This window comes from Pseudarthrobacter sp. C1 (genome assembly GCF_034720455.1).
Taxonomy (GTDB): Bacteria; Actinomycetota; Actinomycetes; order Actinomycetales; family Micrococcaceae; genus Arthrobacter.
The window spans coordinates 8,110-33,474 of sequence record NZ_JAYESK010000009.1; the positions used below are offsets into that span (position 1 = coordinate 8,110).

The following is a 25,365-nucleotide window of genomic DNA, read 5'->3' on the forward strand; positions in this document are numbered from 1 at the left end:
AAGCGGCGCCACCCCCGTGGCGCCGCTTCCGGCCTCCCTTAGGGAATGATGGGTACCACCATGAGTGCAGCAGAATCCGAGAACACAGGCAACGGCGACAGCAAGGGCGCTTCCGTCATCGTCAACGCCATCGCCGTCCTCCGGACTTTCTCGGCGGACGAGCCGCTGCTCGGCGTCACCGAGATTGCCAACCGCGTGGGGCTGCACAAAAGCACCGTCTCCAGGATCCTGGCCACCTTTGAACAGGAGCACCTGGTGGAGCGGGACCCCGAGACGCGCCGCTTCCGGCTCGGCCTGGGCCTGATCGCCGTCGCCGGGCCGCTCCTCGCCGAACTCGAGGAGCGCCGCGTCGCCTACCCGGTTCTGCGGGAGCTGTCCGAGCAGACCGGTGAAACCAGTGCACTCATGGTGTGGAGCGGTGACGAATCCATCTGCGTGGAGCAGATCGCCAGCCACCACCAGATCAAGCACACCACCCCGCTGGGTGCCCGGTACAGCGACGCCCTCAGCTCCTCAGTCCAGGTCTTCCTCGCCCAGGAGTCGGAGGAAAGGGTCCGTTCCCTGCTCAGCAGCGGGACGATCAGCTATCCCGGCCTGGACGAATCCAGCCTGGATGCCTACCTGGTCCGGCTGAAGGACGACCTCCGCCGCGGCTGGGCCGTCAACTACGGGGAAACCTCCATCGATGAGGTGGGACTGGCGGCCCCCGTTTACGACCATCGGGGTGAGGTGGTGGCTGCCGTCCTTATCCCCGCGCCGCGGTTCCGGGTTTCCACGGAGCGGCTCCAGGCCTTGGGGGAGGCATGTGCTGCAGCTGCTGCCAAGGTCACTGCGCGCCTGGGCGGCAGGCCGCGCCAAGCTGCCGGGCGCGTCTCCGGCCAGCGGCAGCGCGGAAAATAAAGCTTGTAGCTTCAAGTAAGCTCGGGTATCGTTAGGTTGAAAGTTCAACTAATGCCTGAGGACCCGAAATGCCCCTGACCAGTGACCAGTACGTCAGCCGCGGGCTCGGTAGCGCCACCGTTCGCAGCCGGGTCAGCGTTCCCCTGCGCTTTCCGGACGGCTATGCCGCAACCGCCGACGTCCTCACCTTCCACGGGCTTGCCGACGGCAAGGAGCACCTCCTGCTTGGACTCGGCGGCTGGGAACAGGCCCTGCTGCTCCACGGGGAATCGGCGCAGTCCGCGCCCCTTGTCCGGCTCCACAGTGAATGCCTCACGGGCGATGTGTTCGGCAGCGAGCGGTGCGACTGCGGCCCCCAACTGCGCGAAGGGGTGGAGGAGATCGCGGCCACCGGCGGGTTCCTGCTGTACCTGCGCCAGGAAGGCAGGGGCATCGGCCTGTACTCAAAGCTCGATGCGTACGCGTTGCAGGACGCAGGCCTGGACACCTACGAAGCGAACGTGGCCCTGGGTCACGGCGAGGACGAGCGGGACTACACGGCCGCTGCCCAGATGCTCGCCGCGCTTGGCGCCACGTCAGTCCGCCTCCTCAGCAACAACCCGGACAAGACGGCCCAACTGAAGGCGCTGGGCATAGAGGTCACCGAGCAGGTCCCCACGGGAGTGCACCTGTCTCCGGCAAACCACCGCTACCTGGCCGCCAAGCGGGACCGCACCGCCCACACCCTGGACTTTGCGGCCTGAGGCGGGCGGGACAGGCATGACAATCTATATCGACGATGTTTCCGCCGGCGTGTCCACCGTTCCTGGATCCGCGTCTTCGGGGATCCCAACACATGAGGAACTGCTGGCCAGGGTTGATGCCCTGGTTCCCCGGCTGAGGGAGCGGGCGGAGGAAACGGAGAACCTGCGGCGCATCCCGGACATCACACTGCTGGAACTGCAGGACGCCGGCGTCTTCAGGATCCTCGCCCCCATCGGTGTCGGCGGTTATGGCATGGGCGTGGAAACCTATGGTGAGGTGGTGCGGAGGCTGGCCCGGGGCTGCCCCTCCACGGCCTGGAACGCCGGGCACCTGATGGAGCACGTCTGGATGCTCGCACGCTGGCCGCAAGCGGTGCAGGATGAAGTGTTCGCAGGCGGCCCGGCGCCCCTGGCAGCCGCCACCGGCGCGCCGGTCGGCATTGCCGAGGAGGCGCCCGGCGGTTACCTCATCACCGGCCGCTGGAGCTTCGCCTCCGGCGTGCTGCACTCCCAGTGGGCGCTCCTGGCGGTGGACCACAACGGCGTGCGCCTGCAGTGCCTTGTCCCCATCAACGATGTGGAGATAGTGGACACCTGGCACACCGCCGGCCTGAGGGGAACCGGAAGCAACGACATCCACGCACAGCAACTGTTTGTGCCTGCCCGCCGGGCAGCGGCCTGGACCCTGCTGACGGCTGAGGACAATCCCGGCAGCCGCATTCATCCGGACCCCATCATCAGCACGCCCATGGGCACGCTGTTGAACATTGTTGCCCCTTCGGCCGCACTGGGAGCCGCGGAACACGCCCTGGAGCTGTTCCGGGAACAGATGCTCAGGCGCAAGGTCAAGAACACTGCGGAGAGCCGCCAGGCGGACTCTGCCGTTGCGCAGGCGCGCTTCGCCCAGGCTTACGGGCTGGTTGCCACCGCACGGCTGCACTGGGCGGAGGCGGTGCGGCTGGTGGATGCGTCCCATCGACGGCAGCCGAGGACCATGGCGGAGGGGACGAGGGCGCAGTATCGCCTGTCCTTTGCCCTCAGCGGCGAGGCCGCTGCCCAGGCCGTCAACCTGATCATGGCCCGCTCCGGCGGAAGCGCCCACCGGCTTTCGCATCCGCTCCAGCGGATCCAGCGGGATGCGGGCGTCCTGCTTAACCATCCAACCCTGGCCACCGATCCCATCCTTGAGCAGGCGGGCCGGGGGCTCCTTGGCCTGGGTCTGTCGGTCTCCAGTTTCTAGCAGGCACCGACGGCGGCGCTGGCCCCGGGGACCGCCACGTAGACTGGCATGATGCGGTTGGTAGCAAGCGACATTGACGGAACGATCCTCGGCCACGACGGAAAAATCAGCGACCGCACCGTCCGCGCCTTCCACGCATGCCGGGAGGCCGGCGTCGAACTCGTTTTTGTCACCGGCCGGCCGCCGCGCTGGCTGCACCCGCTGCAGGACCGGCTCGGCCATGCGGGAACCGTCATCTGCTCCAATGGCGCCGTGGTCTGGGACCTTGAGGCGGACAAGCTGGTCTCGGCCCGCACCTTGACCATCGATGCCGTGCTGGAGGTGCGCCGCATCATCAAGCGGCTGCGCCCCGCCGCCCTGTTCGCCGCCGAAACGCTGGGCGGGTTCCATCTGGAGCCCGGTTTTATCGAAAACGGCTCCAGCGAGCTGCTCTCCGAATTCACCCCGGCGCCGCTCGCCCAATCGCTGGCGGCGGACGACGCGGTGGTGAAGTTCCTGGCCATTGTCCGCGAGGGCACCGCAGATGACTTCCTCGCAGAGGTGGCTCCCGCCGTCGAACACCTCGCGTCCGCCACGCACTCATCGCCGGGCGTGCCGATGCTCGAGCTCGCGGTTCCCGGGGTCAACAAGGCCGTCACCCTGGCCGAATACGCGGCCAGCCTGGGAATCCGGGCTGCGGACGTGGTGGCCTTCGGAGACATGCCCAACGACATCGAAATGCTCCGCTGGGCAGGCCAGGGCTACGCCATGGCCAGCGGCCACCCTGAAGCAATCCGCGCGGCAGGGCAGCAGGCCCCGCATTTTGACGACGACGGCGTGGCCCAGGTCCTGGAGGCGCGGCTGGCCTCGCTGGGTGTCCAACTGTCCTGACTCTTAGGTGCCGGCGCCGTTTACACAGCTGGCGCTCACCTCGCGTTTACCTTTGCTCCCTAACGTGGGAAACGGAGAGCCCAACCTCTCCGTTCCGGCACAGGGGGAAGCAATGGGAAGAAAAGCGAAGCTTGGAAATGCTGAGGCGCCGCTCCGCGAGGCCGCGCCTGCTCCGCACTGGAAGAAGCTGCGGCAGGGCGACCGCGTCCGCGTCCTCCTGGCCCCGGGTTTCGAAGCCAGCGGCCTGGTGGATGCGGTCACCGCCGACCATGCGGCGGTATGGATCGATTTCGACGGCGGGCGCGGCCGTACGCTGCTGCACTGCAGCGACGGCGTGGACATAGTCCTTCAGGAGGGCTGACCGCCGCGGCCCTGCCGCCCGCCCCCGGGCCGGTGCCGCCTGGGGTACGCTCGCATTGTGGCCCTCCCCTTCTTCGAGCATGCTGATGCAGACGGGTCGCCGCTGCCCATCCCGATGGCCCACCGTGGATTTTCGCGTGAGGGTTTGGAGAACTCGATGGCCGCGTTCCGCGCCGCCGTCGACCTCGGTTACCGGTACCTCGAAACCGATGTCCACACCACGGCCGACGGCGTGGTGTTCCTCTTCCATGACGAGACGCTGGACCGGGTGACCGACGGCAGCGGGAAGGTGTCCGAGCTTCCCGCCCATAAGGTGGCCGAGGCGCGGATCGGCGGACGCGAGCCCATCCCGCGGTTCGATGAACTGCTCGTCGAGCTGCCGGGCGTCCGGCTGAACGTGGACGTCAAGGACTGGAATTCCGTACGCAGCATCGCCGCTGGAATTGAATACCACCAAGTGCACCACCGGGTGCTGCTGACCAGCTTCTCGGACCGGAGGCGGCGGGCGGTGCTGAAGCTGCTGAGCCAGCCGGTGGCAGCGTCAGCCGGAGTGGTTTCGGTGGGCTTGTTCACGGTGCTGGGCCCGATACTCCCCGGACCGGTGTTCAGGTGGAGCATGCGCCTGAACCTGCGAGGAGTCCACGCCCTGCAGGTTCCGGTGCGTTACGGCAGGGTGGAAGTGGTGACGCCCGGGTTTGTCCGCCGCGCCCACACCTTGGGCCTGGTGGTCCATGCCTGGACGATCAACGATCCCGGTGAAATGCGCCGGCTCCTTGACATGGGCGTGGACGGTCTGGTGACCGACCGCGCGGACCTGCTCCGCGAGGTCCTGCTGGAACGCGGAAAGTGGCCGCGCGGCTGAGGTCACCTACGCCCGGCCACTACCCCCGACCCGTGCTGGTGCCCCCGCTACCGCCATTGCTGCCGGTCGGCTCGTCAGGCCCCGCATCCCCGCCGAAGGGATTCTCCGATACGGGCCCGGGGGCTGCGCCGGTCTTGAGTCCCGGAGCCTCTTCCTTCTCCGCTTCCATCGCGTTGGAGCCCTCGCTCAGGGAGGAGTGCACTTCCACGTCATCGTTGGGATCCGCGGGATCAGGAACATGTGCTTTCTCCGTGGGCTTTGATGTCCCTGCCAGATCCTCCATGGCGTTTTCTGCTGCCTTGCCGATGCTGTCGCCGATACCCATGTGGCTGCTCCTTCCGACCTTGCCTGCCGGGCAATCCAGCGGATGCCCGAAGCATTACCCTTCCAGAATTATCAGCATGCTTACAATTAGTCCAGAGCCGGGGTGAGGAACCCCGGCCGTACAGGAAGGACGCATGCACCGTGAGCAGCTACCATCCGGAAAATGATCCCGCGAACCCTGACCAGCCGGGCAAGCAGGGAAGCGGGGACTCCGCCGCATCACCGAATCCGGACCCCGCCGAAGGCAACGTCACCGGGCTGGAGCCGGGTGGGGGAGTGCCTCCCGGCGAGACGCCGCCGGCTGAGGACCAAATGAGCCGCGACCAGGGCCACAGCGAATAGCCCCGCCGGCTGAGGCCTTGTGCCAGTGCGGTTAGCTTGTGTGTGGCTTGCCGGCGGCCTGATCGGGTCCCGCCACGTGGCGGCTGATCCCGTCCAGGTCCAGCCGGCTGTTCCAGCTGGCCCAGTCCTTGGGCCGCACCGAAGGCCGGCCGAGGAGATAGCCCTGCCCGGCTGTGATTCCCAGTTCGGTGAGGACCTTGAGCTCCCCGACAGTCTCGATGCCCTCTGCCACGAGGGAGGTGCCGATCTGGTCCGCAAAGTCCACCAGGCAGGCGGCAAGGGCGCGCTGGAGGCCGTCTTTGTCGACATCGCCGATGACGTTCCGGCCCACCTTCAGGAAGTCCGGGCGGAGGTGCACCATCCGGCTCAGTGCCCCTGCCCCTGAATGGGTGTCATCCACGGCGATCCGCAGGCCCTGGTCGCGCAACGGATTGATGGCGGCGATGAACTGCGGGTATTCCTCGTCCGTGATGGTTTCCGTCAGTTCGAGCACTACGCGGCTGACGGGAAGCTCGATGTGCTCGAACAGTTCCGGAAGCCTGGGGTCAAGGCATGAATCGGGCGAGATGTTGAGTGACACGAACAGGTTCTCGGGAAGCGTCTTAGCTGCGGCGGCAGCAGATCCCAGTGCCGAAAATTCGAGGTTCGCTCCCAGCCCCACAGCGGCTGCCTCAGCGAACCACAGTTCTGCCGCAGCACCGTCGTCGCTGACGAACCGGGACAACGCCTCGACTCCCACCACGATTTTTTCTTCCAGCCCGTAAATGGGCTGGAAGGCTGTCATCAGCATCTGGCTCTCAAGCAGGGCGCTGATGCGTGACATGCTGCGGATTGCATCGATCTGTTCCGCCACTTTGGGCGGGACGGCGGGTGTGAGGCGCATCTGCCTGGCAGTCTCCAGCGTTTCCGCCGTGTTGGCGTCACTCCGCCGGGTCTCAAGGAGGTATTCGAGGAGCGCACGCTCGGGCACTCCGGGATTTTCGTCCAAGCGGTTGCTAAGGCGCTGCCGGACAGCCGCTCCGGCCGGATCCGTGTCCGCCAGCACAGCGGCGATAATTCCCCATGCCTGTATTCGAACCGACATTAGCTACGCCCCCAGTTGACGAAGTAATGACCCAATGGCCCTTTGATGTTCAATTTGTAAACGCCTTTAAAGTCCGGTGCCCAGTTCAACACTGATTTTCGCGGCGACGAAAACCCACACACCGCATCATGATCGTATATCGCAGGAAACAAATGCGCAGTAGTTTCAGCCTTGCTGCTTTGCGCGTTCCGGCTGTTTTGCCACTAATTCCGGAATTTGTTCCGGCGGGACCGGCCTGCTGAAGAAATAGCCCTGGGCGCTGAGGCAGCCCAGGCCGCGAAGGATCTCAGCCTGCTCTGCTGTTTCCACGCCTTCCCACACCGCTTCCAGCCCGCACGCCCGGACCAGCTGCAGGACCGCCGCCACCAGGGCGGGCTGCGTGGGATCGGTTCCCAGCCCGGTGATCAGTGACCGGTCCACCTTGACCCGGTCCACCGGAAGCCGGCGCAGGTAGCTGATGGACGAGTAGCCGGTGCCGAAATCGTCGATCTCGATCCCCACGCCCAGGCCCCGCAGTCCGCCCAGCGAGTACCGGTCAAGATCGTTGCCTTTGACGATGGCAAGTTCCGTCAGCTCCAGCACCACCTGGTCCGGCCGAACGCCGGTTTCCTTCAGGACATTCCTGACATCCTCGATGAACTGCAGGCTCTGCAGGTCTGTGGCGGAGATATTGATCCGGACTGAGAACCGGCTGTCCACGACGGAGGCGTTGACCCAGTCGCGGAGCTGGTGAACTGCCGCCCGGAGCACCCACAGCCCCAGCTCGGAGATCAGCCCGGCTTCTTCCGCCAGCGGAATGAACTCGTCCGGCATGATCAGGCCGCGGGTCGGATGGTTCCAGCGGACCAGGGCCTCAACGCCCTCGATCCGGCCTGAGCCCAGTTCCACGACCGGCTGGTAGTTGAGCGTCAGGCCGTCCGTGCTGATGGCGGTACGCAAATCCTCCACCAGCTGGCTGCGGAGCCTGCGGACAAGCAGGAGTCCCGGCTCGAAGCGGTGCAGCTTGTTCTGGCCTTCCGCCTTGGACGCGTACATGGCGACGTCGGCCTCCATCAGCATGTCCTCCGGCGTCTTGCCCGGCTCGCCGGCGCTGAGCCCGATGCTGGCACCGCAGCGGAGGCTCCGTCCCGGCAGCTCAATGGGCTCACGTACGGCTGCCAGGATGCGGTGGCCCACAAAGCCGGCCTGGTCATGGGTGGCCGAGGGCAGGACGATGGCGAACTCGTCGCCGCCGAGGCGGGCAACGACGTCGGATTCGCGCACGGCACCGCGGATTCGTTCCCCCACGGTGATCAGGACGTGGTCCCCGGCGGAGTGGCCCAGGCTGTCGTTGATGGATTTGAACGCGTTCAGGTCCATCATGAGGAGGACCGGGCTTTCGTCCGATTCGGTGTCGGCCTCAAGGGCGGCGTTCAGTGCGTCGATCAGGGCGGAGCGGTTTGCCAGGCCCGTGAGCGGGTCCTGCATGGCCATCTTCTGCATCTCCAGATGGGCCTCGTGCAGGAGCCGGGTCCGGACCTGCACCCGCTGTTCAAGCTCCTCGTAGATGATCTGCAGGTCCTCGGCGAGCAGGTTGGTGCCCATGATGATGGCATCGAGCTCGTCACGCGCCGGAGAAACCTCGATCCGTGAGGTGAGGTCGCCGGACGCCAGCCGCACAATGCCTTCCAGGAGCCGGGAGAGCCGCGGGTCGTTATCCGCAAACATCGGAGTCCTGCATCCCGCTCAGTTTTCCTGGCTGCGTTCAGCGTCAAGGGGGAGGCTGACCGTGACCGTGGTCCCTGCGCCCAGGATCGAGGAAACGTCGATCCTGCCACCGTGCCGGGACACGATGTCCTTGGTGATGGCCAGCCCCAGCCCTGTCCCGGGAATCGCCCCCGACATGGCGTTTGATGCCCGGTAGAAGCGGGTGAAGACGTGGTCGATCTCGTCGCTCGAAATGCCGATGCCGGTGTCCGCCACACTGACCGTGGCCCACCGGGTGCCATCAGCCGCGGCGTGCGACTCGCTCCCCACCTGGATGCGCCCTCCGCTGGGGGTGAACTTGATGGCATTGGAGACCAGGTTGGTGAACACCTGCTGCAGCTGCACCTCGTCGGCAAGGATCTCCGGGTCCTCCGGAACCTGCTCCACGGCGATGGTGACGTTTTGCAGTGTGGCCAGGGGCCGAAGCGCCGCGGCCACGAGGTCCAGGGTCTGTCCCAGCCGCACCGGGGTGAGGTGCATCAGGCTGTCATCAAGGCCGTTGCGGGAAACGCTCAGCATGTCCTCGATCAGGATCCTGAGCCGCTCCGTGTTCCGGACCACGATGTCCAGCATCTGGTGGACTTCGGGAGAGACGGGCTGCTCGGTGCTTTCCTGGATCATGTCCAGGTACGCCATGATGGACGTCAGGGGCGTCCGCAGCTCATGGTTGACCGTGGCAAGGAAGTCCGTTTTGGCCTTGTCCAGCTGCTGCAGCTGCTTCACGACCTGCTGCTGGCTGCTGATCAGGTGGCTCTGGATCAGTCCGTGGGCCGCGTTGCCCGCCACATGTTGGATGAGCCCCAGTTCAGTCCCGGACCAGGTCCGCGGCTGGTCGATCATCGCAATCCAAATAATGCCCAGCGAAGAGCTGCCCTCGCCCATGGGCACGGCCAAGGAGGAAACGGCGTCGCCGATGCCCGGTGAAGCGGCCTCACCCGCCGTCGGCTCCTCCGTTCCGGGCGAAGACGAGGTCTCGGCGCCGGCCCACAGCAGGTCCGCTGCCCGGCGGGCATCCTCCTCGTCCGGCAGTGCCTCTTCGTTGAGCGGCGCCAGCCCGGGCCTGCTCCACGCGGCGTTGATGCGGGGAACCCGGCTGTCCTCGAAAGTGGTCAGCCAGACGTGGTCGGCCTTGAAGGTCCGGCCAAAGCCGGCCACCACATGGCGGGCGATCTCCTCCGGGTCGTTCGTGGCCCGGACAGCGGCAGAGACCTGCCGGAGCTGTTCGCGCAGTGCCTCGGTTTCCTGCCGGGCGGCATTGCGGCGGGCCACCATGTCGATCAGGGCAGTGGCGCGGTAGGCCAGTTCCCGGGGGGCGGGCGGCTTGGCGATGCAGTCGTGGATGCCGGACGGCTTCATGGCAGCGAGCTCTGCAGGATCGTCGAGGTCCACCACCACAAGCACCGGCGCGTCTGCTTTGACGGCGGAGAGCGACGTGTCAACCACGACGACGGAGGGGCGGCATTCTTCCAGGGAAGCAGCAAGTCCGGCAGCGTCCCTTGCGCACAGGACCGAATAGCCCGCATCCCGCAGCGCCTTGGCATATGATGCGAGGCGCGCATCGTCAGGGTCTGCCACGACGGCGGTGCGCGGCGCGCGCAAGTCACTCGGCGTGTCAGCCGCCACGGTGTCCCCTTCCCTCCCAGTTGAGTACATTGTATGGTCACGCCGGGCGGGCGGCTCCCCGGGAAAGAAATGGAGGACTTTTACCGCTCTGGCGGGCGCCGACAGGAGCTGCCAAGGGGTCATGCAGGCGGCAGATCCCGCAGCCGGGTTGTCCGGGCCCCTATATTTGATCCGTGCCCTCCCCCTCGAAGTCCCTCCCGGCAAAGTCACTGTGGTCCATCCTGCAGAAGTACCTGATGGTCCCGAAGCTCATCCGGCTGTCCCGCTCTGCCCCCAAGGACCGGCCGCTGGCATGGGACGCGTACTGGGCCGGCATCAGGGGGGCCGGAGCCGGGGGCGAGGTTCTCTGGGATTCCGGAACCGACCATGAATTCCTCGGCTACAGGGACGTGCTGCTTCGCCACCTGGACCCGGACCTGCCCGTGGTGGACGTGGGCTGCGGCCACGGCAGTTTTACCCGCGCATTGGCCGCAGTCTTCCCCGAGGTCATCGGCGTGGATGTTTCCGGGCAGGCCATAGCCTACGCGGGCGCCCAGGCACCCACGGCCGGCAGCCCAGGCCCTGTGCGCTACGTTACGCGGGACATGACCGCGCCGGGGGCGGGCAGGGGATTGGCCGGCAGCACTGACGCAAACGTCTTCATCCGGGGCGTGCTCCACGTGCTGGATCAGGCCGACCAGGCGGCGCTGGTGGAAAACCTGCGGCTGCTGGTCGGAAGCCGGGGCACCGTATTCCTCGCCGAAACGAATTTCCAGGGCAATCCCGTTGAGTACGTTTCCCACCTCGGTGCAACCCGCCAAAGCATCCCGGCCCCCCTTGAGCGCGCGATCCGCGGGCTGCCGATGCCCGGCCATTTCGGTCCCGAAGAGCGCTCGCGGGTACTTCCGCCGGAGAGTTGGGAACTCCTGGAAGACGGGGAAGTGGCCATCGAAACACATCCAATGACCGGGATCGGCGGGAAGAGCCGGGTGCCGGGGTATTTTGCTGTGCTCCGTCCGAGGCATTAGCCGGGGCTCAGCCCCTTCCGCCCGGAGGCTGGCTCCTTTCCGAAGGCGCATCGCGCCGCCACTCAAACCCTTGACACGCAGGCGGATCGGGATGCTGAATGGCAAGTACACTTACTGCCGACCGGCAGGGGAAGGGCAGGCGGAGTCATCCAAATCCCCTAAGTATTCACAGGAGGTCACCTCAACGGAGGACGAACCGGAGCGCGAGGGCCGGAGCCTGGCCGCCACGCACGACGAAGAGCGAAAAGGGCAGGATCCGGCACATCAGCCGGGGGAATGGTTTGAAAAATCCGACTCCCGGGGACTGAACTTCATTTACCAGCAACAGCGCAGCGACGGCCAGCAGTCAAACATCTTCCGGCTGGAGAATCCCGGTCGCGAAGACGCCTAAACCGCGCACCGTTCTGCCGCCAGCACCAGCACCGGCCCATGAAGCCGGCGCCGGTTTGCCGACGGTGGACGCAGACCTTACAGGAACTACCATGCGCAAACTCATTCCCTCCGGTTCCCTCCGCGGGATGCTGCTCCCGCCCACCTATGGGAACCATGTCACCCGCTCCACGGAGTTCACCGTCCTGTCCGTCGAGATCTGGTCCGCGGGATTGGTGGTCAACATCCACTTGGCCTCCGACGGTGCGCCCGAGCCGCGCATCAGCCTCCAGGACCACTTCGGAACGGCGTACTCGTTCCGGGATTCCGCCACCGTGGGGTCGAGGAACCTCCAGGTGTTCACCCCAACGGTGCCTGCCGGAACCAGGAGCCTGACCATCAGGTCCGCGGACGATCCTGAGGGGCGCCCTGTAGTGACCTTCGCGGTGCCGCTGATGGCCGTGCCGGAAGAGCCTGATTCTTCGCAGGACGGCGAATATCCCTCGGCGCCGGAACTCCGCCGCCCGGCTTGACCGAACGAAAGGCTGCCACCATGCAGGACACCGCAGGATTTGCCCCAAGCACCGCCATCGTTACCGGCTCGGACTCCGGCATTGGGAAGGCAACGGCTGTCGCCCTTGCCAGGGCCGGCATGGACGTGGGTGTCACCTGGCACTCAGACAAAGCCGGCGCTGAAGGCACGGCCGAGGAAGTGCGGCGGCTGGGGCGCAAGGCTGTGGTGCGCCGGCTTGACACCACTGAACTCCGCGCCGCCGGGGCCGTCATTGACGAATTGGCGGACGAACTGGGCGGAGTGGACGTCTTCGTCAACAATGCCGGGACCGGCGACGGCACCAAGTTCCTGGACCTGGACGTCGACACCTGGATGCGAACACTGGACACCAACCTCAACGGGGCTTTTGTTTGCCTGCAGGCCGCCGCCCGCCGAATGGTGCAGGCCGGCAAGGGCGGACGCCTGATTGCCGTCACCAGCGTGCACGAATTCCAGCCGCGGGTGGGTTCGTCCGCCTATGACGCGTCCAAGCACGGCCTGGGCGGCCTGATGAAGACGCTGGCGCTCGAGCTCGCCGAACACGGCATCACGGCCAACAGTGTGGCGCCGGGCGAAATCGCCACTCTCATGACAGGGCAGGAAGACGAGGACCCCACCACCAAGGACCGGCCGGGCGTGCCCCTGGGCAGGCCCGGTGACGCCCGGGAAATTGCCGCGGTCATCGCCTTCCTTGCCTCGGCAGGTTCCAGCTACGTCAACGGCGCATCCTGGGCGGTCGACGGCGGAATGCTGCAGATGGGGCCGCAGGCCGGCTCGCACATCACCAGCCACGAGTGGCGCGAGGGCTAGCCTCGACGCCTGGGGGTCCGTCCGGACTGCGGATCGGGCAAGCGCTTTCCTATCAGCTGCTGGCATGATGGAGCGCATGCGCATTCTTATTGCTCCGGATAAGTTCAAGGGTTCCCTGACCGCGGCCGAGGCGGCGGCTGCAATCGCCGAAGGTGCTTTGCGGGTCTATCCTGACGCCGTCGCCACGCAGTTCCCCATTGCCGACGGCGGCGAGGGGACCCTGGAGGCGGCGGTTTCGGCGGGCTACGAGGAGCGCCTCAACGCCGTCGTGGGCCCCATCCTTGCGCCAATCGGCGCCGCCTGGGCCATCAGCAAGGCGGACGACGGCAGGGTCACCGCCGTCATTGAAACGGCCCAGGCCTCGGGCCTTGCGGAGATGGACCCCACCCCGGCCAACGCCCTCCGGGCCCACAGCTACGGGTGCGGGCAGCTCATCGCGGCAGCCCTGGACGCCGGCGCCAACGAGATCGTGCTGGGCCTCGGCGGCTCGGCCATGACCGACGGCGGCAGCGGGGCACTGCGTGCCCTGGGCCTGAAGCCGCTGGACTCCGCGGGGAACATCGTGCCCCTGGGCGGCGGTTCACTCGCGGATGTCGCCGCGCTGGACACGAGCGGGCTGGACCCGCGGCTTGCCGCCACAACCTTCCGCATCGCCGTCGACGTACGCAACCCCCTCTACGGACCCGAAGGCGCCGCGCACGTCTTCGCACCGCAGAAAGGCGCGGACCCGGACACGGTGGAACTGCTCGACGCCGGCCTCCGCAACTGGGCGTCCGTCCTGCGCGAAGCCACGGGCCGGGACGTTAACGTCGCCGGGGCGGGCGCCGCCGGCGGCTTCCCGGCGTCGTTCCTTGCCTTCACCGACGCCACGCTGGAAGGCGGCTTCTCGCTTGTTGCCGGGCTGACCGGGCTGGCCGGACAGCTGGGTGAGGCAGACCTCGTCATCACCGGCGAAGGATCCATGGACTCGCAGTCACTGACCGGAAAAGCGCCCATCGCGCTCGCGGACGCAGCCCGGGAGCGAGGCATCCCGGTGATCGTGGTGGCCGGCAGGATCCTGGTCACGCCTGAAGAACTTGCCCACCATGGTGTGGTGGCTGCCGCACAGCTGCTGGACATGGCGCCCAGCCCGCAGGATGCCATGGGAAACGCCGCCAAATACCTGGCCCGCGCAACCAGCCAGGTACTCGAGGGCGCCTAAGGGCTAAACGATAGTGGTGCTGCGCTGCCGCCACCAGCAGGGGCGGTTCCCATGATGGTTCGCCGGCAGATTCCTTTCGGCTGTGCCCGGCTCAGGTGCCGGTTTCATAATGCGGCTCTGCAACGGGTTTGGACTCCGGCGATCCCTTTTCCCGCAGATAGACGGACGCGCCCACCAGGACGGCGACGGCCAGGAACTCGCTCTGCCAGTTCTGGAAGGATTCAAACCAAAAGCGGCTGGTGCCCACGTACTGAATGACCGAGACGCCCGCCTCCCCGTGGCTTTCCTGTTCCTCGTTGTACGCCGCGGCGCCGCCGAAGGCGTGCGCGGTGAACGAGCCAACGAACAGTAGGAACAGGAGGATGGACAGCGAGTGCTCGTAGAGCTTGAGGACTGCGCCGCCGCGCTTCACCGGCCAGGGGGTGGCCTTTTTGATGGCCGCCTGGCGCGGGTCCTCGTCCTGTGGCGCGTCCTTGCCTACAGGCTTGGACTCGGAAGAGCCCCTCTGGAACAGAAAGGCAGTCAGGACCACATACATGGCCATTTGCAGGAACTCCGATTCCCAGTTCTCAAAGGTGGCCTCCACGAAGTCGCCCGTGGCCAGGAATGCCAGAACTGATACAGCGGCTTCCCCGTGCGCCTGCTGCTCCTGGCTGTAGTTCGCCGCGCCGGTCAGGATCATGCCCGCAAAGAACACGAGGAACAGGCCCGCGTTCACCAGGAGCAGCCCGTGTTCCCTCACCCATTTGCTGCTCATTGTTAGCCTCCCTTCAAGCCATGAGGCGCCGTGTCTTCAGTGGCGCGCCTGTTCAAATGCATAGGGATGTAGACCAGCAGGACCACCATCACCGCCATCAGCGCCCCGCCTGCAGTAAGGCCGGCCGAGCGGCCGGCGGCCACATCGAAAACAAGCGCAGCCGTACCCGCGCTCAGGAGCGCGATTCCGGCAAGGGTCATCTTGGCGATCGAATCGCCGCTGGACACCAGGGTTTCCTTGAGCCGCTTCCGGAACAGCCGCCGGTGCACGCTCACCGGCAGGAGGATGAGTGCGGTGGTGAGGGCCGCAATCACCACGTTGGCCAGGTAGAGGTTGACCTGGAAATCGTCGAGATCCTCAAACCGCTGCTGGAAGGGGAGGGTCAGCAGGAAGCCGGCAAGGATCTGAACGCCCATCTGCAGCACCCGCAACTCCTGCAGCAGTTCTGCCCAGTTGCGGTCCAGTTGTTCCTCGCGGGTTTCGTTCCGGCCCGATCGGCCTGTGTAATCCTCCACCTCGGACACTGCTTCTCCTTCACTGCCAGCCTCTTAGTTCCCTTTCTACTCTTCCCCGATCCAGAAGCAAGGCTGGCGTTGCACCCGTCCCAACATTTGGTAAGTTTACTGATTATATTCGCACCGAACGGTGGACTTTGCTCCTCCGGCCGGGATAGCTTCGAAGGACCGGTGCACAGCGGAGCTCTTCGAAAACCGACACAGTGAGCAGGCGGACTATGAGCGACACAGGCAAGCAGACAGACCAGCCAAAGGATCCGCGGGGCGGCTACCACTCGGGTCCGTTCCCGGAGCAGGAACAGAAGCAGCCCGGCCTCACGGCGCCGATGGAACCCAAGCCCGACCATGGCGAACTGAGCTACGAGGGGCACGGGAAGCTTCAGGGCAAGGCGGCCCTCATCACGGGCGGTGATTCCGGAATCGGCAAGGCCGCCGCCATTGCCTTTGCCCGTGAGGGTGCCGATGTGGCCATTTCCTACCTCCCGGAAGAGGAGGAAGATGCGCAGGACACCGCGGACTGGATCCGCAAGGCGGGCCAGCGCGTCCTCCTGTTTGCCGGAGACGGCCGCGAGGAGGAATTCAGCACGCGCATTGCCGGGGAAACCGTGTCCGGGTTTGGGCGGCTGGACGTGGTGGTGCTCAACGCGGCCTACCAGAAGAACCGCGAGAGCCTGGAGTCCCTGGCCACCGAGGAATTCGACCGCGTCTTCAAGACCAACCTCTACTCGCTGCTCTGGACCGCGCGGGCCGCGGTACCGCACCTCAAACCGGGCGCGTCCATCATCACCACGGCATCCATCCAGGCCTTCAACCCGTCGCCGGGCCTCATTGATTACGCCATGACCAAGGCCGCGCAGGTGGCGTTCACCAAAGCGCTCGCGCAGGAACTTGGTCCCAAGGGCATCCGCGTCAACGCTGTGGCGCCCGGCCCCATCTGGACCCCGCTGATCCCGGCAACGGAGTGGCCGGATAAGCTCCCGAAATTCGGCCAGGATACCCCTTTGGGGCGGGCAGGCCAGCCGGCCGAACTTGCCGCGGCGTATGTGCTGCTGGCCTCCGAGGACGGATCCTACATTTCGGGGGCAGTCCTGCCGGTAACCGGGGGCAAGGGGCTCTAAGCCCGGGCCCCAAACCGTACGGGACCCAGCAGACCAGCTTCATCCGAACAGACAACAGGAGGAAACCATGACGCAGGAAAACCAGCACGCGCAGCCCGAAACGGACCCGGGCGGCTACGGCACCCCCACCGCTGAGCAGGAAATGGGAGGAGCCCAGGGCGCCCCGGGCAGCGTGGAAACGAACGAGCCCCAGTCGGAGGCCGGCGGGGATCCGGTACCCCACGACATGGACCTTCCTTCCAGCGCCGCCGAGATCGACGAGTCCAACGACGACTCCCGGGGATCCGCCCCGGTCTCGTCCGAGCCAGGGCAGGAAGCTGCCGGAATTCCGGACGGCAGCGGCAATGACCTGCCCCAGGAGAAGTCGCCGAAAGACGACGACGGCGAGGAGTTCAGCGCCGGCTAAGCACGCTCCGGGGCCGTCCGCGGCGGCCTCCCGCGAGCGTTGGGAAAGTTAGTTCGCATGGAGGCCTCCGCCCTGTGGTTCCCCGGCGAACCGCAGGGCGGAGGCCTCCGGCATGCCGGGACGTCCTGACGCCCACATGCAACCGTCCGGCGGAACTTGCCGTAACCCTCGCGGGCCTTGCCGCACAGGCCGAGCCCGCGTTCGCCGTCGTCATCAGTGACCAGTCAACCGGCAGCCGCGGCTGCGAAGTGTGGCTGCCCCGCAGCGTTCGCTCTGCCGCCGCGATATGCTCCACGCTGCCGGCGGGTTAGCGTTCCGGGACGACTCCCCCTCCTTTCGACCGATCGGGGGAGTAGTCTTAGAAAACAGGTTTTGCAGTAGGCCGGAGCGCTTCAACCAAGGCGTGGATCATGGCCGCTGAACCAACAGGGCAGCTCGGCTGGGGACCCCTTCCAGTACCCCCGGAACAGGTATTCGACAGCAAGGATGTCGAAACCTACCTCTGGGAAGTCACCCGTGACTTCATGGCGGACATCAAGGGCGAACAGCGCGGCATCAGCTGGGCAGCCACCCTTTTCCGCCTGGGCCAGGCCCGCACCGTCGCCGCGGGAACGGAAAAGGCGCGCGAGGCTGACCGCGAACAGTGCTCGTTCGCCGACGGTCCGGTCATGGAGGCCATCCGCAGCGGCGAGTTTGTGCTGTTGTCCGATGTCAGCCGCGACCGGCGTTGGCCCGGGTACGCAAGTGCGGCCGCCAGCCACGGGGTACAGTCGCTCCTCTCCATACCCATCGCATCCGAGGGCGGAACGAGCGCCGCCATCAACCTGTACGCGGCCTTTCCCCACACGTTCACAAGTGACGACCTCCTCCGCAGCAGGAGCTACGCCCAGCAGCTGGCGCGCGCGTTGCGGGTAGTGGTGCGGGTGGCGGAGCGCGCCGAGGCAACGGCGGGGATCGCCGTCGTGCAAAGCTCCCTGGTCCTGGTGGACCTGGCGGTGCGCAGCCTCATGGATGAGTACGGGCTAAGCCGCGAGGGGGCCCTTCGATTCCTGCAGAACCAGGCGCTGCACCACGAACTCGACCTGCGCGACGCAGCCCTGAACGTGGTTGTGCCCGGCTCCGCCCGGGAGAGCCCCAGGGCCGGGGATTCCGGCAGGGAGCCCACGGGGCTGAGGCAGGGAACGCCCGACGGCGTGGCGGACTTCCGCCTGCTGCCTCCTGCCGAGCTGGACCAGCAGGCGGAAAAACCGGGCGGCCGGAAGGCCGGACGGGGCAAGGACACACCTCATCCTGCGGAAGGGAGGACGGCATGACCGCGCAGAAGCACGAGGAGCCGGCGTCGGGAGCCATACAGCATCCCTGGCACCGCTTTGTGGCCCTCGGCGACTCGTTCACCGAGGGGGTGGGCGATCCCGAGCCGGAGAACCAGGGCGGGCTGCGGGGCTGGGCCGACCGCGTGGCCGAGGAACTCAGCGTTGGACGGCCGGATTTTGCCTATGCCAACCTCGCCATCCGGGGCCGGCGGCTGCGGGAGATCCTGGATCAGCAGGTGGGCCCGGCACTGGCCGCAAAGCCTGACCTGGTGACGCTCTCCGCTGGTGGAAACGACATTGTGTTCCGCCGCAGCGACCCGGACAAGCTTGCCGAGAAGATCGACGCCGGCGTGGAGCAGCTCGCCCGCTCCGGGGCCACCGTGGTCCTTTTTGCCGGTCCCGATTGGGGCGCCACCCCGGTCTTCGGCAAGATACGCGGCAAGGTGGCCATCTTCAACGAGAACCTGTACATAGTGGCCGCCCGGCACAACGCCGTCATGGTTGATCTGTGGTGCCTGCGCGACCTCACTGGACCAGGCATGTGGGATCCTGACCGCCTGCATTTCTCGCCGCTGGGCCACCACACCATAGCCATAGGGGTGCTGGAGGCCCTGGCCGTTCCCCACAGCCTTGAACCGATGCGGCCCAAGGCGCTCCCGCCGCGCAGCTGGAAGGCAGCCCGGGCCGAGGACCTGGCATGGGCCCGTGAATACCTTGTTCCCTGGGCCATCCGCCAGGTCAGGCACCCGGCGGCGGCCCCGCTGGCTCCCAAACGGCCCCAGCCAGGACCGGTGTTCGGGCATAGGCATTTCCAGGTCGGCCATCCGGCCGGCCATCCCGCCGAGCCGCCGTCCCTTAAGAAGGCCTAGCGCTTCTTGGGTGTCCGCTTGGCGGCGGCGTTGACGGCTGCCTTCACGGCGGGTGGAAGGCCGGCCTGTTCCGTCTCGGGCTCGGCCGCGGTGCCCCTGGCCTTCGCTATGGCCTTCATGCCGTGGTAGATCACTAGGGCCGCTGCCGAGCCCAGGGCGATGCCCGTGAACTTGAGGTCACCGATGGTCCAGGTGTAGTCCGCAATGCCGATGATCAGGGCCACGGCGGCGGTGGTCAGGTTGACCGGATTCGAGAAATTGACCTTGTTCTGGACCCAGATCTTCACGCCCAGGATGCCGATCATTCCATACAGCATGGTGGCCGCGCCGCCCAGGACGCCCGGCGGGACAGTGGCAATCAGCTCGCCGAATTTCGGGGAGAAGCTCAGCAGGATGGCGAAGATGCCGGCAACCCAGTAGGCCGCCGTCGAATACACCTTGGTGGCAGCCATGACGCCGATGTTCTCGGCGTAGGTGGTGGTGCCGGAGCCGCCGCCGAAGCCTGCCAGGACGGTGGCGGCGCCGTCGGCCATCAGCGCGCGGCCGGAAACGTCGTCGAGGTTCTGCCCTGTCATGGCGGCCACGGACTTCACATGGCCGATGTTCTCCGCCACGAGTACCAGCACCACCGGCACGAAGAGGCCCAGGACGCCCAGGTGGAATTCAGGGGTCTGGAACTGCGGGAGGCCGATCCACGCGGCGGCATCCATCTTGGCGTAGCTCACTTCGCCGCGCAGCATGGCCACGAGGTAGCCCGCTATTACGCCCACCAGGATGCTCAGGCGGCCAAGGATCCCGCGGAACAGGACGCTGACCAGGATGATGGTGGCCAGCGTGACGACGGCGGTGACGGGCGCGGCGTCGAAGTTGTTCTTTGCGGCGGGGGCAAGGTTGAGGCCGATCAGCGCCACGATGGCGCCCGTGACGATGGGCGGCATCAGCCGGTTGATCCAGCCTGCGCCGAACTTCTGCACAATGGCGCCCACCAGGGCCAGGGCCGCGCCGGCCAGCACCACGCCGCCCAGTGCCCCGGGAATGCCGAACTGCTGCTGGGACGCCATGATGGGGGCAATGAAGGCGAAGCTTGAACCCAGGTAGCTGGGAATCCGGCCCTTGGTGATCACCAGGAAAAGCAGTGTGCCGATGCCGGAGAAGAACAAAGTGGTGGCAGGCGGCATGCCTGTGATGATGGGCACCAGGAAGGTGGCGCCGAACATGGCCACCACGTGCTGCATGCCCACGCCGATGGTGAGCGGCCAGGCCAGCCGCTCATCCGGGGCCACCACGTGGCCCGGCTTAATCGACTTTCCGGTGCCGTGCAGCTTCCATTTGATTCCGAGCATGCTCATGGCGGAGGCCTTTCGGGGGCTTTCGGGGGTGCCGCGGAGGGCGAAGATTAACTGGGACAAGGATACCGCCAGCGCCGCGTTGCGGGCTGCTGTGGCGGACGTCACCCGCCGTCACGGGAAGAGGGACGGGCTGGTTGAAGTTGCAAGTATGGAAAGCAACAAGGCCGCCCCGGTAAGCGGGGAGGCACAGCGAAAGGTAAGCCCATGACAATTGCCCACGAAGAAGCGGTTATCGATTCGGCCGCCGTCGACGCCATTTTCGCCCAGGCCCGCACCGCCAACTCCTTCACCGGAGAGGTGACCGAGGATCAGGCGCAGGCAATCTACGAGCTGACCAAGTTCGGCCCCACCGCTTTCAACTCCCAGCCGCTGCGCGTGACCTACGTCCGTTCCGATGAGGCCCGCGCCAAGCTGGTGGAGGCCCTCATGCCGGGCAACCGCGCCAAGACGGCTTCCGCCCCGCTGGTGGCAATCCTCAGCTACGACACCGACTGGGCAGGGCAGTGGGACGCCTTCCTCCCCGGCTACAACGCCCCCAAGGCCATGTACGACGCCAACCCGGAACTCGCCGCCACCACCGGCAACAACAACGCCCACCTGCAGGCCGGCTACTTCATCCTGGCCGTCCGTTCCCTCGGGTTCGCCGCCGGCCCCATGACGGGCGCCGACTTTGGCGCGATCGACGCAGCGTTCTTCCCCGCCGGGGACCAGAAGAGCTTCCTGGTGGTCAACATCGGCCAGCCTGCCGAAGACGCCTGGGGCGAAGCCAAGCCCAAGTTCGCCTACGAGGACGTCGTCCGCACCGTCTGACCCCCGGGACGCTCTCTCACTTAATGCGCCTTTTCTGCCATCGCTCTCTCACCCCTGAGAGAGCGATGGCGCTTAAGCCGCATTAAGTGAGAGAGCGTCGGCAGGGGCGGTGGCAGACTGGGGCTATGCCGATGCGGAACCTCATCCTGGTGGCCTTCGTCGAGCCGGTGGCGGACGGGCTGGTCTTCCCCCGCAGCGAATGGCCGCTGCACATCACCCTGGTGAGGTTCGACGCCGACGCCCCGGACAGTGCCGACGCGGCCGAGCGCATCGCCGGCCTTGCAGAAGGCCCCGCGATGGCCGCCCTGGGCGCCCGGCTGACCGTGGGTGAGGACGCAGGCTTCGGCCGGAACGGCTCCGTGCCCGTGAACCTCATCCAGCCCCAGCCGGACCTGCAGGCCCTGCACGAGCAGCTGGTCTCTGCGGCGGGCAGCCTGGGCGGCACAATCCTGACGCCGGCCCACACGATGGCAGGCTACCGGCCCCATGTCTCGCACCAAGGTGGCAAACGGCTCAACCCGGGCGACGCCGTCGTGCTTGACCGTATTGCACTGGTGGACATGGCGCCGGACGGTGACCGCACCGTCCGGCGCATCCTGCGCCTGTGGACCCTGCCGGAAACCGAAGAGCCGCCTAGGAGATAACGCTGTCCACCAAGGCCTTGGCTTCCGCCTGGACCTGCTTGAGGTGTTCCTCGCCCTTGAAGGACTCGGCGTAGATCTTGTAGACGTCCTCGGTGCCCGAGGGGCGGGCGGCAAACCAGGCGTTCTCCGTGACCACCTTCAGCCCGCCAATGGGCGCGCCATTGCCGGGGGCCTCGGTCAGCTTGGCCAGGATGGGTTCCCCGGCCAGGGACGTCGCCGTGACGTCCGACGACGACAGCTTGCCGAGTGCCGACTTCTGCTCCCGCGTGGCTGCTGCGTCAATGCGGGCGTAGACGGGCGCGCCGAACTGGTCCGTCAGGCCCTTGTACAGCTGCGAGGGCGACTTGCCTGTAACGGCGGTGATCTCCGAGGCGAGCAGGGCCAGCAGGATGCCGTCCTTGTCCGTGGTCCAGACGGTGCCGTCCTTCTTGTTGAAGGAGGCGCCGGCCGATTCCTCGCCGCCGAACGCGCCTTCGCCGGACAGCAGGCCGGGCACGAACCACTTGAAGCCGACCGGAACCTCAACGAGCTTGCGGCCCAGGCTTTCCGCCACACGGTCGATGATGGACGACGAGACGAGGGTCTTGCCCACTACCGAGGCCGGGTTCCAGCCGCTGCGGTTGCGGTACAGGTAGTCGATGGCGACGGCGAGGTAATGGTTCGGGTTCATCAGTCCGCCGTCCGGTGTCACGATGCCGTGGCGGTCGGCGTCGGCGTCATTTCCCGTGGCGATGTCAAAGGCGGACCCGCCGTCGGACATCCGCTTGATCAGCGACGCCATCGCGGACGGCGAGGAGCAGTCCATCCGGATCTTTTCGTCCCAGTCCAGGGTCATGAACGCCCACTGGGGGTCCACCGTGGGGTTCACGACGGTCAGGTCCAGCTGGTGGCGCTCGCCGATCTCACCCCAGTAGTCAACGGATGCCCCGCCCATGGGGTCGGCACCGATCCTGACCCCGGCCTCGCGGATGGCGTCCAGGTTGAGCACGGACGGGAGGTCGTCAACATAGCTGCTGAGGAAGTCGAACTTGCCGGTGGTATCCGCGGCAAGTGCGTCGGCGACGGGAATTCGCTTCACCCCGCGCAGGTCGTTCCCGAGCAGTTCGTTGGCGCGGTTGGCGATCCACCCGGTGGCATCGGAATCGGCCGGGCCGCCGTGCGGAGGGTTGTACTTGAAGCCGCCGTCGGCCGGCGGGTTGTGGCTGGGGGTGACTACGATGCCGTCCGCCTGGGGGGCGCCGGCCGGGGCCTTCCGGTTGTAGGTGAGGATGGCGTGGCTCAGGGCGGGCGTCGGGGTGTAGCCGTGCCGGGCATCCACGAGGACCTGGACGCCGTTGGCTGCCAGCACCTCAAGTGCGGAGTTCTGCGCAGGTTCACTCAGGGCGTGCGTGTCCTTGGCCAGGAACAGCGGACCGGTGATGCCCTGCCCTGCACGGTATTCCACGATCGCCTGGGTGATGGCAACAATGTGTTTCTCGTTGAAGGACGCCTTGAGGCTGGAGCCGCGGTGCCCGGAGGTTCCGAACACCACGCGCTGGCCTGGATCACCCAGATCCGGCGTGATGTCGTAGTACGCATCGAGGAGCGCAGTGATGTCAACAAGGTCCTGGGGTTGGGCAACTGTGCCCGCGCGGCTAGCCATGCCACCAGCATGCCAGACGGGGGCCGGAGTCAAAACGATCCGTCCGGAATGCGGCCGGTGTGTCCGGCCTGTGACGGAATACCGTCATCAAGCGAGTAGTCAACCTGAGTACTGCCCCAGAAAGTACTTATATACCGCCGCCTGCGTGCCCTGTTACCTTCGAAAAAATCCGGCAAAACGTATGGAAGCAAGGCACGACGGCGGGCGGCCGCCGTCGTCCTTCCGGCAGGGAAGCAGGGACGCCATGGGGGCAGGAGACGGGGCAGCCGAGCAGTCCAGGCTGGCCGCGGAGAGGGTGGCCAGGCTCAAGCGCCGGCTCGACGAAGCGGAGCGTTCCACGAAGCCGTGGGACGCAGGCGCCGAGAAGGCAGGCGCCGAGGGCACGACGGCAGTAGCCGAGAAGCTGGGCGAGCTGGTGCCGTTGGGCTGGCACGTGCTGCATGATGTCCACTGGCCCGGCCGGCCCAAGGCAAGCCTGGACCACGTCCTGGTGGGGCCGGGCGGCGTGGTTGTGGTGGATTGCAAGGACTGGACCGGGGAGGTCCGTGTTGCCTCCGGCGTGCTGTGGCAGGGACGATACGCCCGGACCCAGGCCGTGGAGGGGGCCCTGGCCCAGTGCGCCGCCGTGACGTCCGTGGTTCCCCCGACGCACCGGAGGCTGGTGCGTCCGTTGATCTGCATGGCTACCCAGCCGGACCTCTTCGGCGTGACGAACTCGGATGTTGCAGTGGCCGGAACCGGCCGCGTCGTGGGGGCAATAGAGGCCCTGCCTCCGGTCCTGGACCAGCAGGCCGTGGAGGGTCTGTACAAACACCTCGGCCAGGAGCTGACCCACGAACAGGAAGCCGGCATCACGGCGCTGCGGAGCGTACGGCCCGGAACCGCAGTTCCGCCCGCCGGAACGGCAACAACTGATGAAGCAGGGCCAGCAGGTGTTGCCCCGAGGGCGGGCTCGCCGTCCCGTCCGGTGGTCCGGGAGAACCCCTCCGGGACCACGCCGGCCGGACTTGGCCCGGTCCGGCGGCACAATTCGGCTCGGCACAATTCGGTTCGGCACGGTGCCGGCTCGGCGGCGCGCCAGCACGGAGCCGCCGGCGCAGGAAGGCTTGCCCTCCTTGCCGCTTTTGTGATCTTTGCGGTGTACGTCCTGCCCTACTGGGGACAATAGATCCCCCAACCGGCCGGGAGTAGGCTGGAACAAAATCCAAGGGGGAAAACCATGTCCGACCAGCCCAGCCAGCGTCCCGAATCCGCAAAGCCCGAGTCCGCCGCGCCGTCGGGCTTTGAGCCGCCCCGTTTCGCCGCGCCCTCCGCCGGCGGGACACCACCGCAGCCGCAGCCGCAGTACGGGCAGGGCGGTTACGGGCAGGCCGGCTATGGGCAGGGCGCTTCCGGTCAGGACGCCTACGGCGAACCGGGCCAGTACCCGACGCCGTACGGCCAGCAGCCGAGCCCCTATGCCCAGCAGCCGGGCCCGTACGGCCAGCCTGCCAGCCCCTATGGCCAGCCGGCGTACTACGGCATGCAGGCGGAGCCGAAAACGCTGAGCATTGCCAGCATGGTGTGCGGGATCGCCTCCGTCATCATGGGCTGGCTCCTGCTGCCGCAGGTCGCCGCGATCATCACCGGACACATGGCGCTCAAGCGGGAACCGGCGGGCAGGGGCATGTCCATCGCCGGCCTGGTCCTGGGCTACCTGTGCTTGCTGGGCTACGGTGCGCTCTGGCTGCTGGCCATCATCGGGATCACCATAGCCGGCACCACCAGCGGTTCAGGCAACATGTACTGAACGCCAGTCATGGGCCAGGCCAACCGCCTGAACCAGCCGCTGGGGCGGTCCGGCGCTCCCGCGCCCGGGCCGCCGTCGTGCGTCTAAAGCGTGCCTTTACGCCCTGCGTTCACGCCGCC

The 25,365-nt window shown here is 66.7% G+C and carries 28 protein-coding genes; 20 read left to right on the forward strand and 8 right to left on the reverse strand.

Annotation, left to right across the window (positions count from 1 at the left end; translation table 11 throughout):
• Nucleotides 1–60: 60 nt before the first annotated feature.
• The 6 genes from U7114_RS14920 (at nucleotide 61) to U7114_RS14945 (ending at nucleotide 4,975) form a co-directional block, all read left to right on the forward strand.
• On the forward strand, nucleotides 61–900 hold the full coding sequence (locus U7114_RS14920) for an IclR family transcriptional regulator (RefSeq protein WP_323057805.1): 840 nt from the start codon (nucleotides 61–63) through the stop codon (nucleotides 898–900).
• A 68-nt stretch (nucleotides 901–968) separates the two neighbouring features.
• Nucleotides 969–1,643: a GTP cyclohydrolase II gene (locus U7114_RS14925; protein WP_321215019.1), complete on the forward strand. Its 675-nt coding sequence runs from the start codon at nucleotides 969–971 to the stop codon at nucleotides 1,641–1,643.
• 16 nt (nucleotides 1,644–1,659) lie between these two features.
• On the forward strand, nucleotides 1,660–2,883 hold the full coding sequence (locus U7114_RS14930) for an acyl-CoA dehydrogenase family protein (protein WP_323057806.1): 1,224 nt from the start codon (nucleotides 1,660–1,662) through the stop codon (nucleotides 2,881–2,883).
• Between the two features lie 51 nt (nucleotides 2,884–2,934).
• Nucleotides 2,935–3,753, forward strand: a complete 819-nt coding sequence (locus U7114_RS14935; RefSeq protein ID WP_197432431.1) for an HAD family hydrolase — start codon at nucleotides 2,935–2,937, stop codon at nucleotides 3,751–3,753.
• 112 nt (nucleotides 3,754–3,865) lie between these two features.
• Nucleotides 3,866–4,114 carry a hypothetical protein gene (locus U7114_RS14940; RefSeq protein ID WP_157239831.1) on the forward strand — a complete coding sequence of 83 codons (249 nt, stop codon included), beginning with the start codon at nucleotides 3,866–3,868 and terminating at the stop codon, nucleotides 4,112–4,114.
• Between the two features lie 57 nt (nucleotides 4,115–4,171).
• Complete coding sequence (locus U7114_RS14945; RefSeq protein WP_323057807.1) at nucleotides 4,172–4,975, forward strand: glycerophosphodiester phosphodiesterase; 804 nt, start codon at nucleotides 4,172–4,174, stop codon at nucleotides 4,973–4,975.
• A gap of 19 nt (nucleotides 4,976–4,994) precedes the next feature.
• Here U7114_RS14945 and U7114_RS14950 read toward each other — a convergent pair whose 3' ends face one another.
• Entirely contained in the window at nucleotides 4,995–5,300 is a 306-nt protein-coding gene (locus U7114_RS14950; RefSeq protein ID WP_323057808.1) for a hypothetical protein, read from the reverse strand.
• Nucleotides 5,301–5,440: 140 nt separating this feature from the next.
• Here U7114_RS14950 and U7114_RS14955 point away from each other — a divergent pair, with 140 nt between their 5' ends.
• Nucleotides 5,441–5,641 (forward strand): DUF6480 family protein, encoded by a 201-nt coding sequence (locus U7114_RS14955; RefSeq protein ID WP_321215024.1) that lies wholly within the window; start codon nucleotides 5,441–5,443, stop codon nucleotides 5,639–5,641.
• A gap of 31 nt (nucleotides 5,642–5,672) precedes the next feature.
• On the opposite strand, the gene U7114_RS14960 is transcribed toward U7114_RS14955, so the two are convergent.
• The 3 genes from U7114_RS14960 to U7114_RS14970 form a co-directional block, all read right to left on the reverse strand.
• Nucleotides 5,673–6,725 (reverse strand): EAL domain-containing protein, encoded by a 1,053-nt coding sequence (locus U7114_RS14960; RefSeq protein ID WP_321215025.1) that lies wholly within the window; start codon nucleotides 6,723–6,725, stop codon nucleotides 5,673–5,675.
• 165 nt (nucleotides 6,726–6,890) lie between these two features.
• The gene (locus U7114_RS14965) at nucleotides 6,891–8,432 is read right to left on the reverse strand and encodes a putative bifunctional diguanylate cyclase/phosphodiesterase (protein ID WP_157239824.1); all 1,542 of its coding nucleotides are present in this window, start codon (nucleotides 8,430–8,432) and stop codon (nucleotides 6,891–6,893) included.
• An 18-nt stretch (nucleotides 8,433–8,450) separates the two neighbouring features.
• Nucleotides 8,451–10,124 (reverse strand): ATP-binding protein, encoded by a 1,674-nt coding sequence (locus tag U7114_RS14970; protein WP_416235561.1) that lies wholly within the window; start codon nucleotides 10,122–10,124, stop codon nucleotides 8,451–8,453.
• Between the two features lie 206 nt (nucleotides 10,125–10,330).
• On the opposite strand from U7114_RS14970, the gene U7114_RS14975 reads away from it, so the two are divergent.
• From U7114_RS14975 to U7114_RS14995, 5 genes are all read left to right on the forward strand, one after another.
• A complete protein-coding gene (locus U7114_RS14975; protein WP_197432559.1) occupies nucleotides 10,331–11,101 on the forward strand; it encodes a class I SAM-dependent methyltransferase in 771 nt (256 codons plus the stop codon).
• A gap of 91 nt (nucleotides 11,102–11,192) precedes the next feature.
• A complete protein-coding gene (locus U7114_RS14980; RefSeq protein WP_197432430.1) occupies nucleotides 11,193–11,492 on the forward strand; it encodes a hypothetical protein in 300 nt (99 codons plus the stop codon).
• Between the two features lie 91 nt (nucleotides 11,493–11,583).
• Nucleotides 11,584–12,003 carry a hypothetical protein gene (locus U7114_RS14985; protein ID WP_157239821.1) on the forward strand — a complete coding sequence of 140 codons (420 nt, stop codon included), beginning with the start codon at nucleotides 11,584–11,586 and terminating at the stop codon, nucleotides 12,001–12,003.
• Between the two features lie 20 nt (nucleotides 12,004–12,023).
• Nucleotides 12,024–12,833: an SDR family oxidoreductase gene (locus tag U7114_RS14990; protein WP_323057811.1), complete on the forward strand. Its 810-nt coding sequence runs from the start codon at nucleotides 12,024–12,026 to the stop codon at nucleotides 12,831–12,833.
• Nucleotides 12,834–12,909: 76 nt separating this feature from the next.
• Entirely contained in the window at nucleotides 12,910–14,034 is a 1,125-nt protein-coding gene (locus U7114_RS14995; RefSeq protein WP_323057812.1) for a glycerate kinase, read from the forward strand.
• A 91-nt stretch (nucleotides 14,035–14,125) separates the two neighbouring features.
• On the opposite strand, the gene U7114_RS15000 is transcribed toward U7114_RS14995, so the two are convergent.
• Nucleotides 14,126–14,791, reverse strand: coding sequence for a DUF6766 family protein (locus tag U7114_RS15000; protein ID WP_157239816.1), 666 nt, complete (start codon nucleotides 14,789–14,791; stop codon nucleotides 14,126–14,128).
• A 2-nt stretch (nucleotides 14,792–14,793) separates the two neighbouring features.
• The gene (locus U7114_RS15005) at nucleotides 14,794–15,315 is read right to left on the reverse strand and encodes a DUF6328 family protein (RefSeq protein ID WP_321215032.1); all 522 of its coding nucleotides are present in this window, start codon (nucleotides 15,313–15,315) and stop codon (nucleotides 14,794–14,796) included.
• A 209-nt stretch (nucleotides 15,316–15,524) separates the two neighbouring features.
• On the opposite strand from U7114_RS15005, the gene U7114_RS15010 reads away from it, so the two are divergent.
• The 4 genes from U7114_RS15010 to U7114_RS15025 all read left to right on the forward strand — a co-directional run bounded on the left by U7114_RS15010 (nucleotide 15,525) and on the right by U7114_RS15025 (nucleotide 19,012).
• Nucleotides 15,525–16,424, forward strand: a complete 900-nt coding sequence (locus U7114_RS15010; protein ID WP_157239814.1) for an SDR family oxidoreductase — start codon at nucleotides 15,525–15,527, stop codon at nucleotides 16,422–16,424.
• A gap of 67 nt (nucleotides 16,425–16,491) precedes the next feature.
• A complete protein-coding gene (locus U7114_RS15015; RefSeq protein ID WP_157239812.1) occupies nucleotides 16,492–16,830 on the forward strand; it encodes a hypothetical protein in 339 nt (112 codons plus the stop codon).
• 410 nt (nucleotides 16,831–17,240) lie between these two features.
• Nucleotides 17,241–18,143 (forward strand): GAF domain-containing protein, encoded by a 903-nt coding sequence (locus U7114_RS15020; RefSeq protein ID WP_321215034.1) that lies wholly within the window; start codon nucleotides 17,241–17,243, stop codon nucleotides 18,141–18,143.
• The gene (locus U7114_RS15025; RefSeq protein WP_323057813.1) at nucleotides 18,140–19,012 is read left to right on the forward strand and encodes an SGNH/GDSL hydrolase family protein; all 873 of its coding nucleotides are present in this window, start codon (nucleotides 18,140–18,142) and stop codon (nucleotides 19,010–19,012) included. Before U7114_RS15020 ends, U7114_RS15025 begins: the two co-directional genes overlap by 4 nt.
• On the opposite strand, the gene U7114_RS15030 is transcribed toward U7114_RS15025, so the two are convergent.
• Complete coding sequence (locus U7114_RS15030; RefSeq protein WP_321215036.1) at nucleotides 19,009–20,361, reverse strand: uracil-xanthine permease family protein; 1,353 nt, start codon at nucleotides 20,359–20,361, stop codon at nucleotides 19,009–19,011. The two genes, U7114_RS15025 and U7114_RS15030, sit on opposite strands and share 4 nt — an antisense overlap.
• A gap of 204 nt (nucleotides 20,362–20,565) precedes the next feature.
• Between U7114_RS15030 and U7114_RS15035 the strand changes: the two genes are divergently transcribed.
• Both U7114_RS15035 and U7114_RS15040 read left to right on the forward strand, forming a co-directional pair.
• The gene (locus U7114_RS15035) at nucleotides 20,566–21,171 is read left to right on the forward strand and encodes a malonic semialdehyde reductase (protein ID WP_323057814.1); all 606 of its coding nucleotides are present in this window, start codon (nucleotides 20,566–20,568) and stop codon (nucleotides 21,169–21,171) included.
• Nucleotides 21,172–21,302: 131 nt separating this feature from the next.
• Entirely contained in the window at nucleotides 21,303–21,815 is a 513-nt protein-coding gene (locus U7114_RS15040) for a 2'-5' RNA ligase family protein (RefSeq protein WP_323057887.1), read from the forward strand.
• Here the strand turns inward: U7114_RS15040 and pgm are convergent.
• Nucleotides 21,805–23,457 (reverse strand): phosphoglucomutase (alpha-D-glucose-1,6-bisphosphate-dependent), encoded by a 1,653-nt coding sequence (pgm, locus tag U7114_RS15045; protein ID WP_157239802.1) that lies wholly within the window; start codon nucleotides 23,455–23,457, stop codon nucleotides 21,805–21,807. The genes U7114_RS15040 and pgm overlap by 11 nt on opposite strands.
• 181 nt (nucleotides 23,458–23,638) lie before the next feature.
• On the opposite strand from pgm, the gene U7114_RS15050 reads away from it, so the two are divergent.
• Nucleotides 23,639–24,625 carry an NERD domain-containing protein gene (locus tag U7114_RS15050; protein ID WP_323057815.1) on the forward strand — a complete coding sequence of 329 codons (987 nt, stop codon included), beginning with the start codon at nucleotides 23,639–23,641 and terminating at the stop codon, nucleotides 24,623–24,625.
• Nucleotides 24,626–24,676: 51 nt separating this feature from the next.
• Nucleotides 24,677–25,246: a DUF4190 domain-containing protein gene (locus U7114_RS15055; protein ID WP_323057816.1), complete on the forward strand. Its 570-nt coding sequence runs from the start codon at nucleotides 24,677–24,679 to the stop codon at nucleotides 25,244–25,246.
• Nucleotides 25,247–25,365: the final 119 nt, after the last annotated feature.

Coding starts and splice junctions, on each gene's coding strand:
- U7114_RS14920 (WP_323057805.1), top strand. CDS start 61: ATGAGTGCAGCAGAATCCGAGAACACAGGCAACGGCGACAGCAAGGGC.
- U7114_RS14925 (WP_321215019.1), top strand. CDS start 969: ATGCCCCTGACCAGTGACCAGTACGTCAGCCGCGGGCTCGGTAGCGCC.
- U7114_RS14930 (WP_323057806.1), top strand. CDS start 1,660: ATGACAATCTATATCGACGATGTTTCCGCCGGCGTGTCCACCGTTCCT.
- U7114_RS14935 (WP_197432431.1), top strand. CDS start 2,935: ATGCGGTTGGTAGCAAGCGACATTGACGGAACGATCCTCGGCCACGAC.
- U7114_RS14940 (WP_157239831.1), top strand. CDS start 3,866: ATGGGAAGAAAAGCGAAGCTTGGAAATGCTGAGGCGCCGCTCCGCGAG.
- U7114_RS14950 (WP_323057808.1), bottom strand. CDS start 5,300: ATGGGTATCGGCGACAGCATCGGCAAGGCAGCAGAAAACGCCATGGAG.
- U7114_RS14960 (WP_321215025.1), bottom strand. CDS start 6,725: ATGTCGGTTCGAATACAGGCATGGGGAATTATCGCCGCTGTGCTGGCG.
- U7114_RS14965 (WP_157239824.1), bottom strand. CDS start 8,432: ATGTTTGCGGATAACGACCCGCGGCTCTCCCGGCTCCTGGAAGGCATT.
- U7114_RS14970 (WP_416235561.1), bottom strand. CDS start 10,124: ATGTACTCAACTGGGAGGGAAGGGGACACCGTGGCGGCTGACACGCCG.
- U7114_RS14975 (WP_197432559.1), top strand. CDS start 10,331: ATGGTCCCGAAGCTCATCCGGCTGTCCCGCTCTGCCCCCAAGGACCGG.
- U7114_RS14980 (WP_197432430.1), top strand. CDS start 11,193: ATGCTGAATGGCAAGTACACTTACTGCCGACCGGCAGGGGAAGGGCAG.
- U7114_RS14985 (WP_157239821.1), top strand. CDS start 11,584: ATGCGCAAACTCATTCCCTCCGGTTCCCTCCGCGGGATGCTGCTCCCG.
- U7114_RS14990 (WP_323057811.1), top strand. CDS start 12,024: ATGCAGGACACCGCAGGATTTGCCCCAAGCACCGCCATCGTTACCGGC.
- U7114_RS14995 (WP_323057812.1), top strand. CDS start 12,910: ATGCGCATTCTTATTGCTCCGGATAAGTTCAAGGGTTCCCTGACCGCG.
- U7114_RS15000 (WP_157239816.1), bottom strand. CDS start 14,791: ATGAGCAGCAAATGGGTGAGGGAACACGGGCTGCTCCTGGTGAACGCG.
- U7114_RS15010 (WP_157239814.1), top strand. CDS start 15,525: ATGAGCGACACAGGCAAGCAGACAGACCAGCCAAAGGATCCGCGGGGC.
- U7114_RS15015 (WP_157239812.1), top strand. CDS start 16,492: ATGACGCAGGAAAACCAGCACGCGCAGCCCGAAACGGACCCGGGCGGC.
- U7114_RS15020 (WP_321215034.1), top strand. CDS start 17,241: ATGGCCGCTGAACCAACAGGGCAGCTCGGCTGGGGACCCCTTCCAGTA.
- U7114_RS15025 (WP_323057813.1), top strand. CDS start 18,140: ATGACCGCGCAGAAGCACGAGGAGCCGGCGTCGGGAGCCATACAGCAT.
- U7114_RS15030 (WP_321215036.1), bottom strand. CDS start 20,361: ATGAGCATGCTCGGAATCAAATGGAAGCTGCACGGCACCGGAAAGTCG.
- U7114_RS15035 (WP_323057814.1), top strand. CDS start 20,566: ATGACAATTGCCCACGAAGAAGCGGTTATCGATTCGGCCGCCGTCGAC.
- U7114_RS15040 (WP_323057887.1), top strand. CDS start 21,303: ATGCGGAACCTCATCCTGGTGGCCTTCGTCGAGCCGGTGGCGGACGGG.
- pgm (WP_157239802.1), bottom strand. CDS start 23,457: ATGGCTAGCCGCGCGGGCACAGTTGCCCAACCCCAGGACCTTGTTGAC.
- U7114_RS15050 (WP_323057815.1), top strand. CDS start 23,639: ATGGAAGCAAGGCACGACGGCGGGCGGCCGCCGTCGTCCTTCCGGCAG.
- U7114_RS15055 (WP_323057816.1), top strand. CDS start 24,677: ATGTCCGACCAGCCCAGCCAGCGTCCCGAATCCGCAAAGCCCGAGTCC.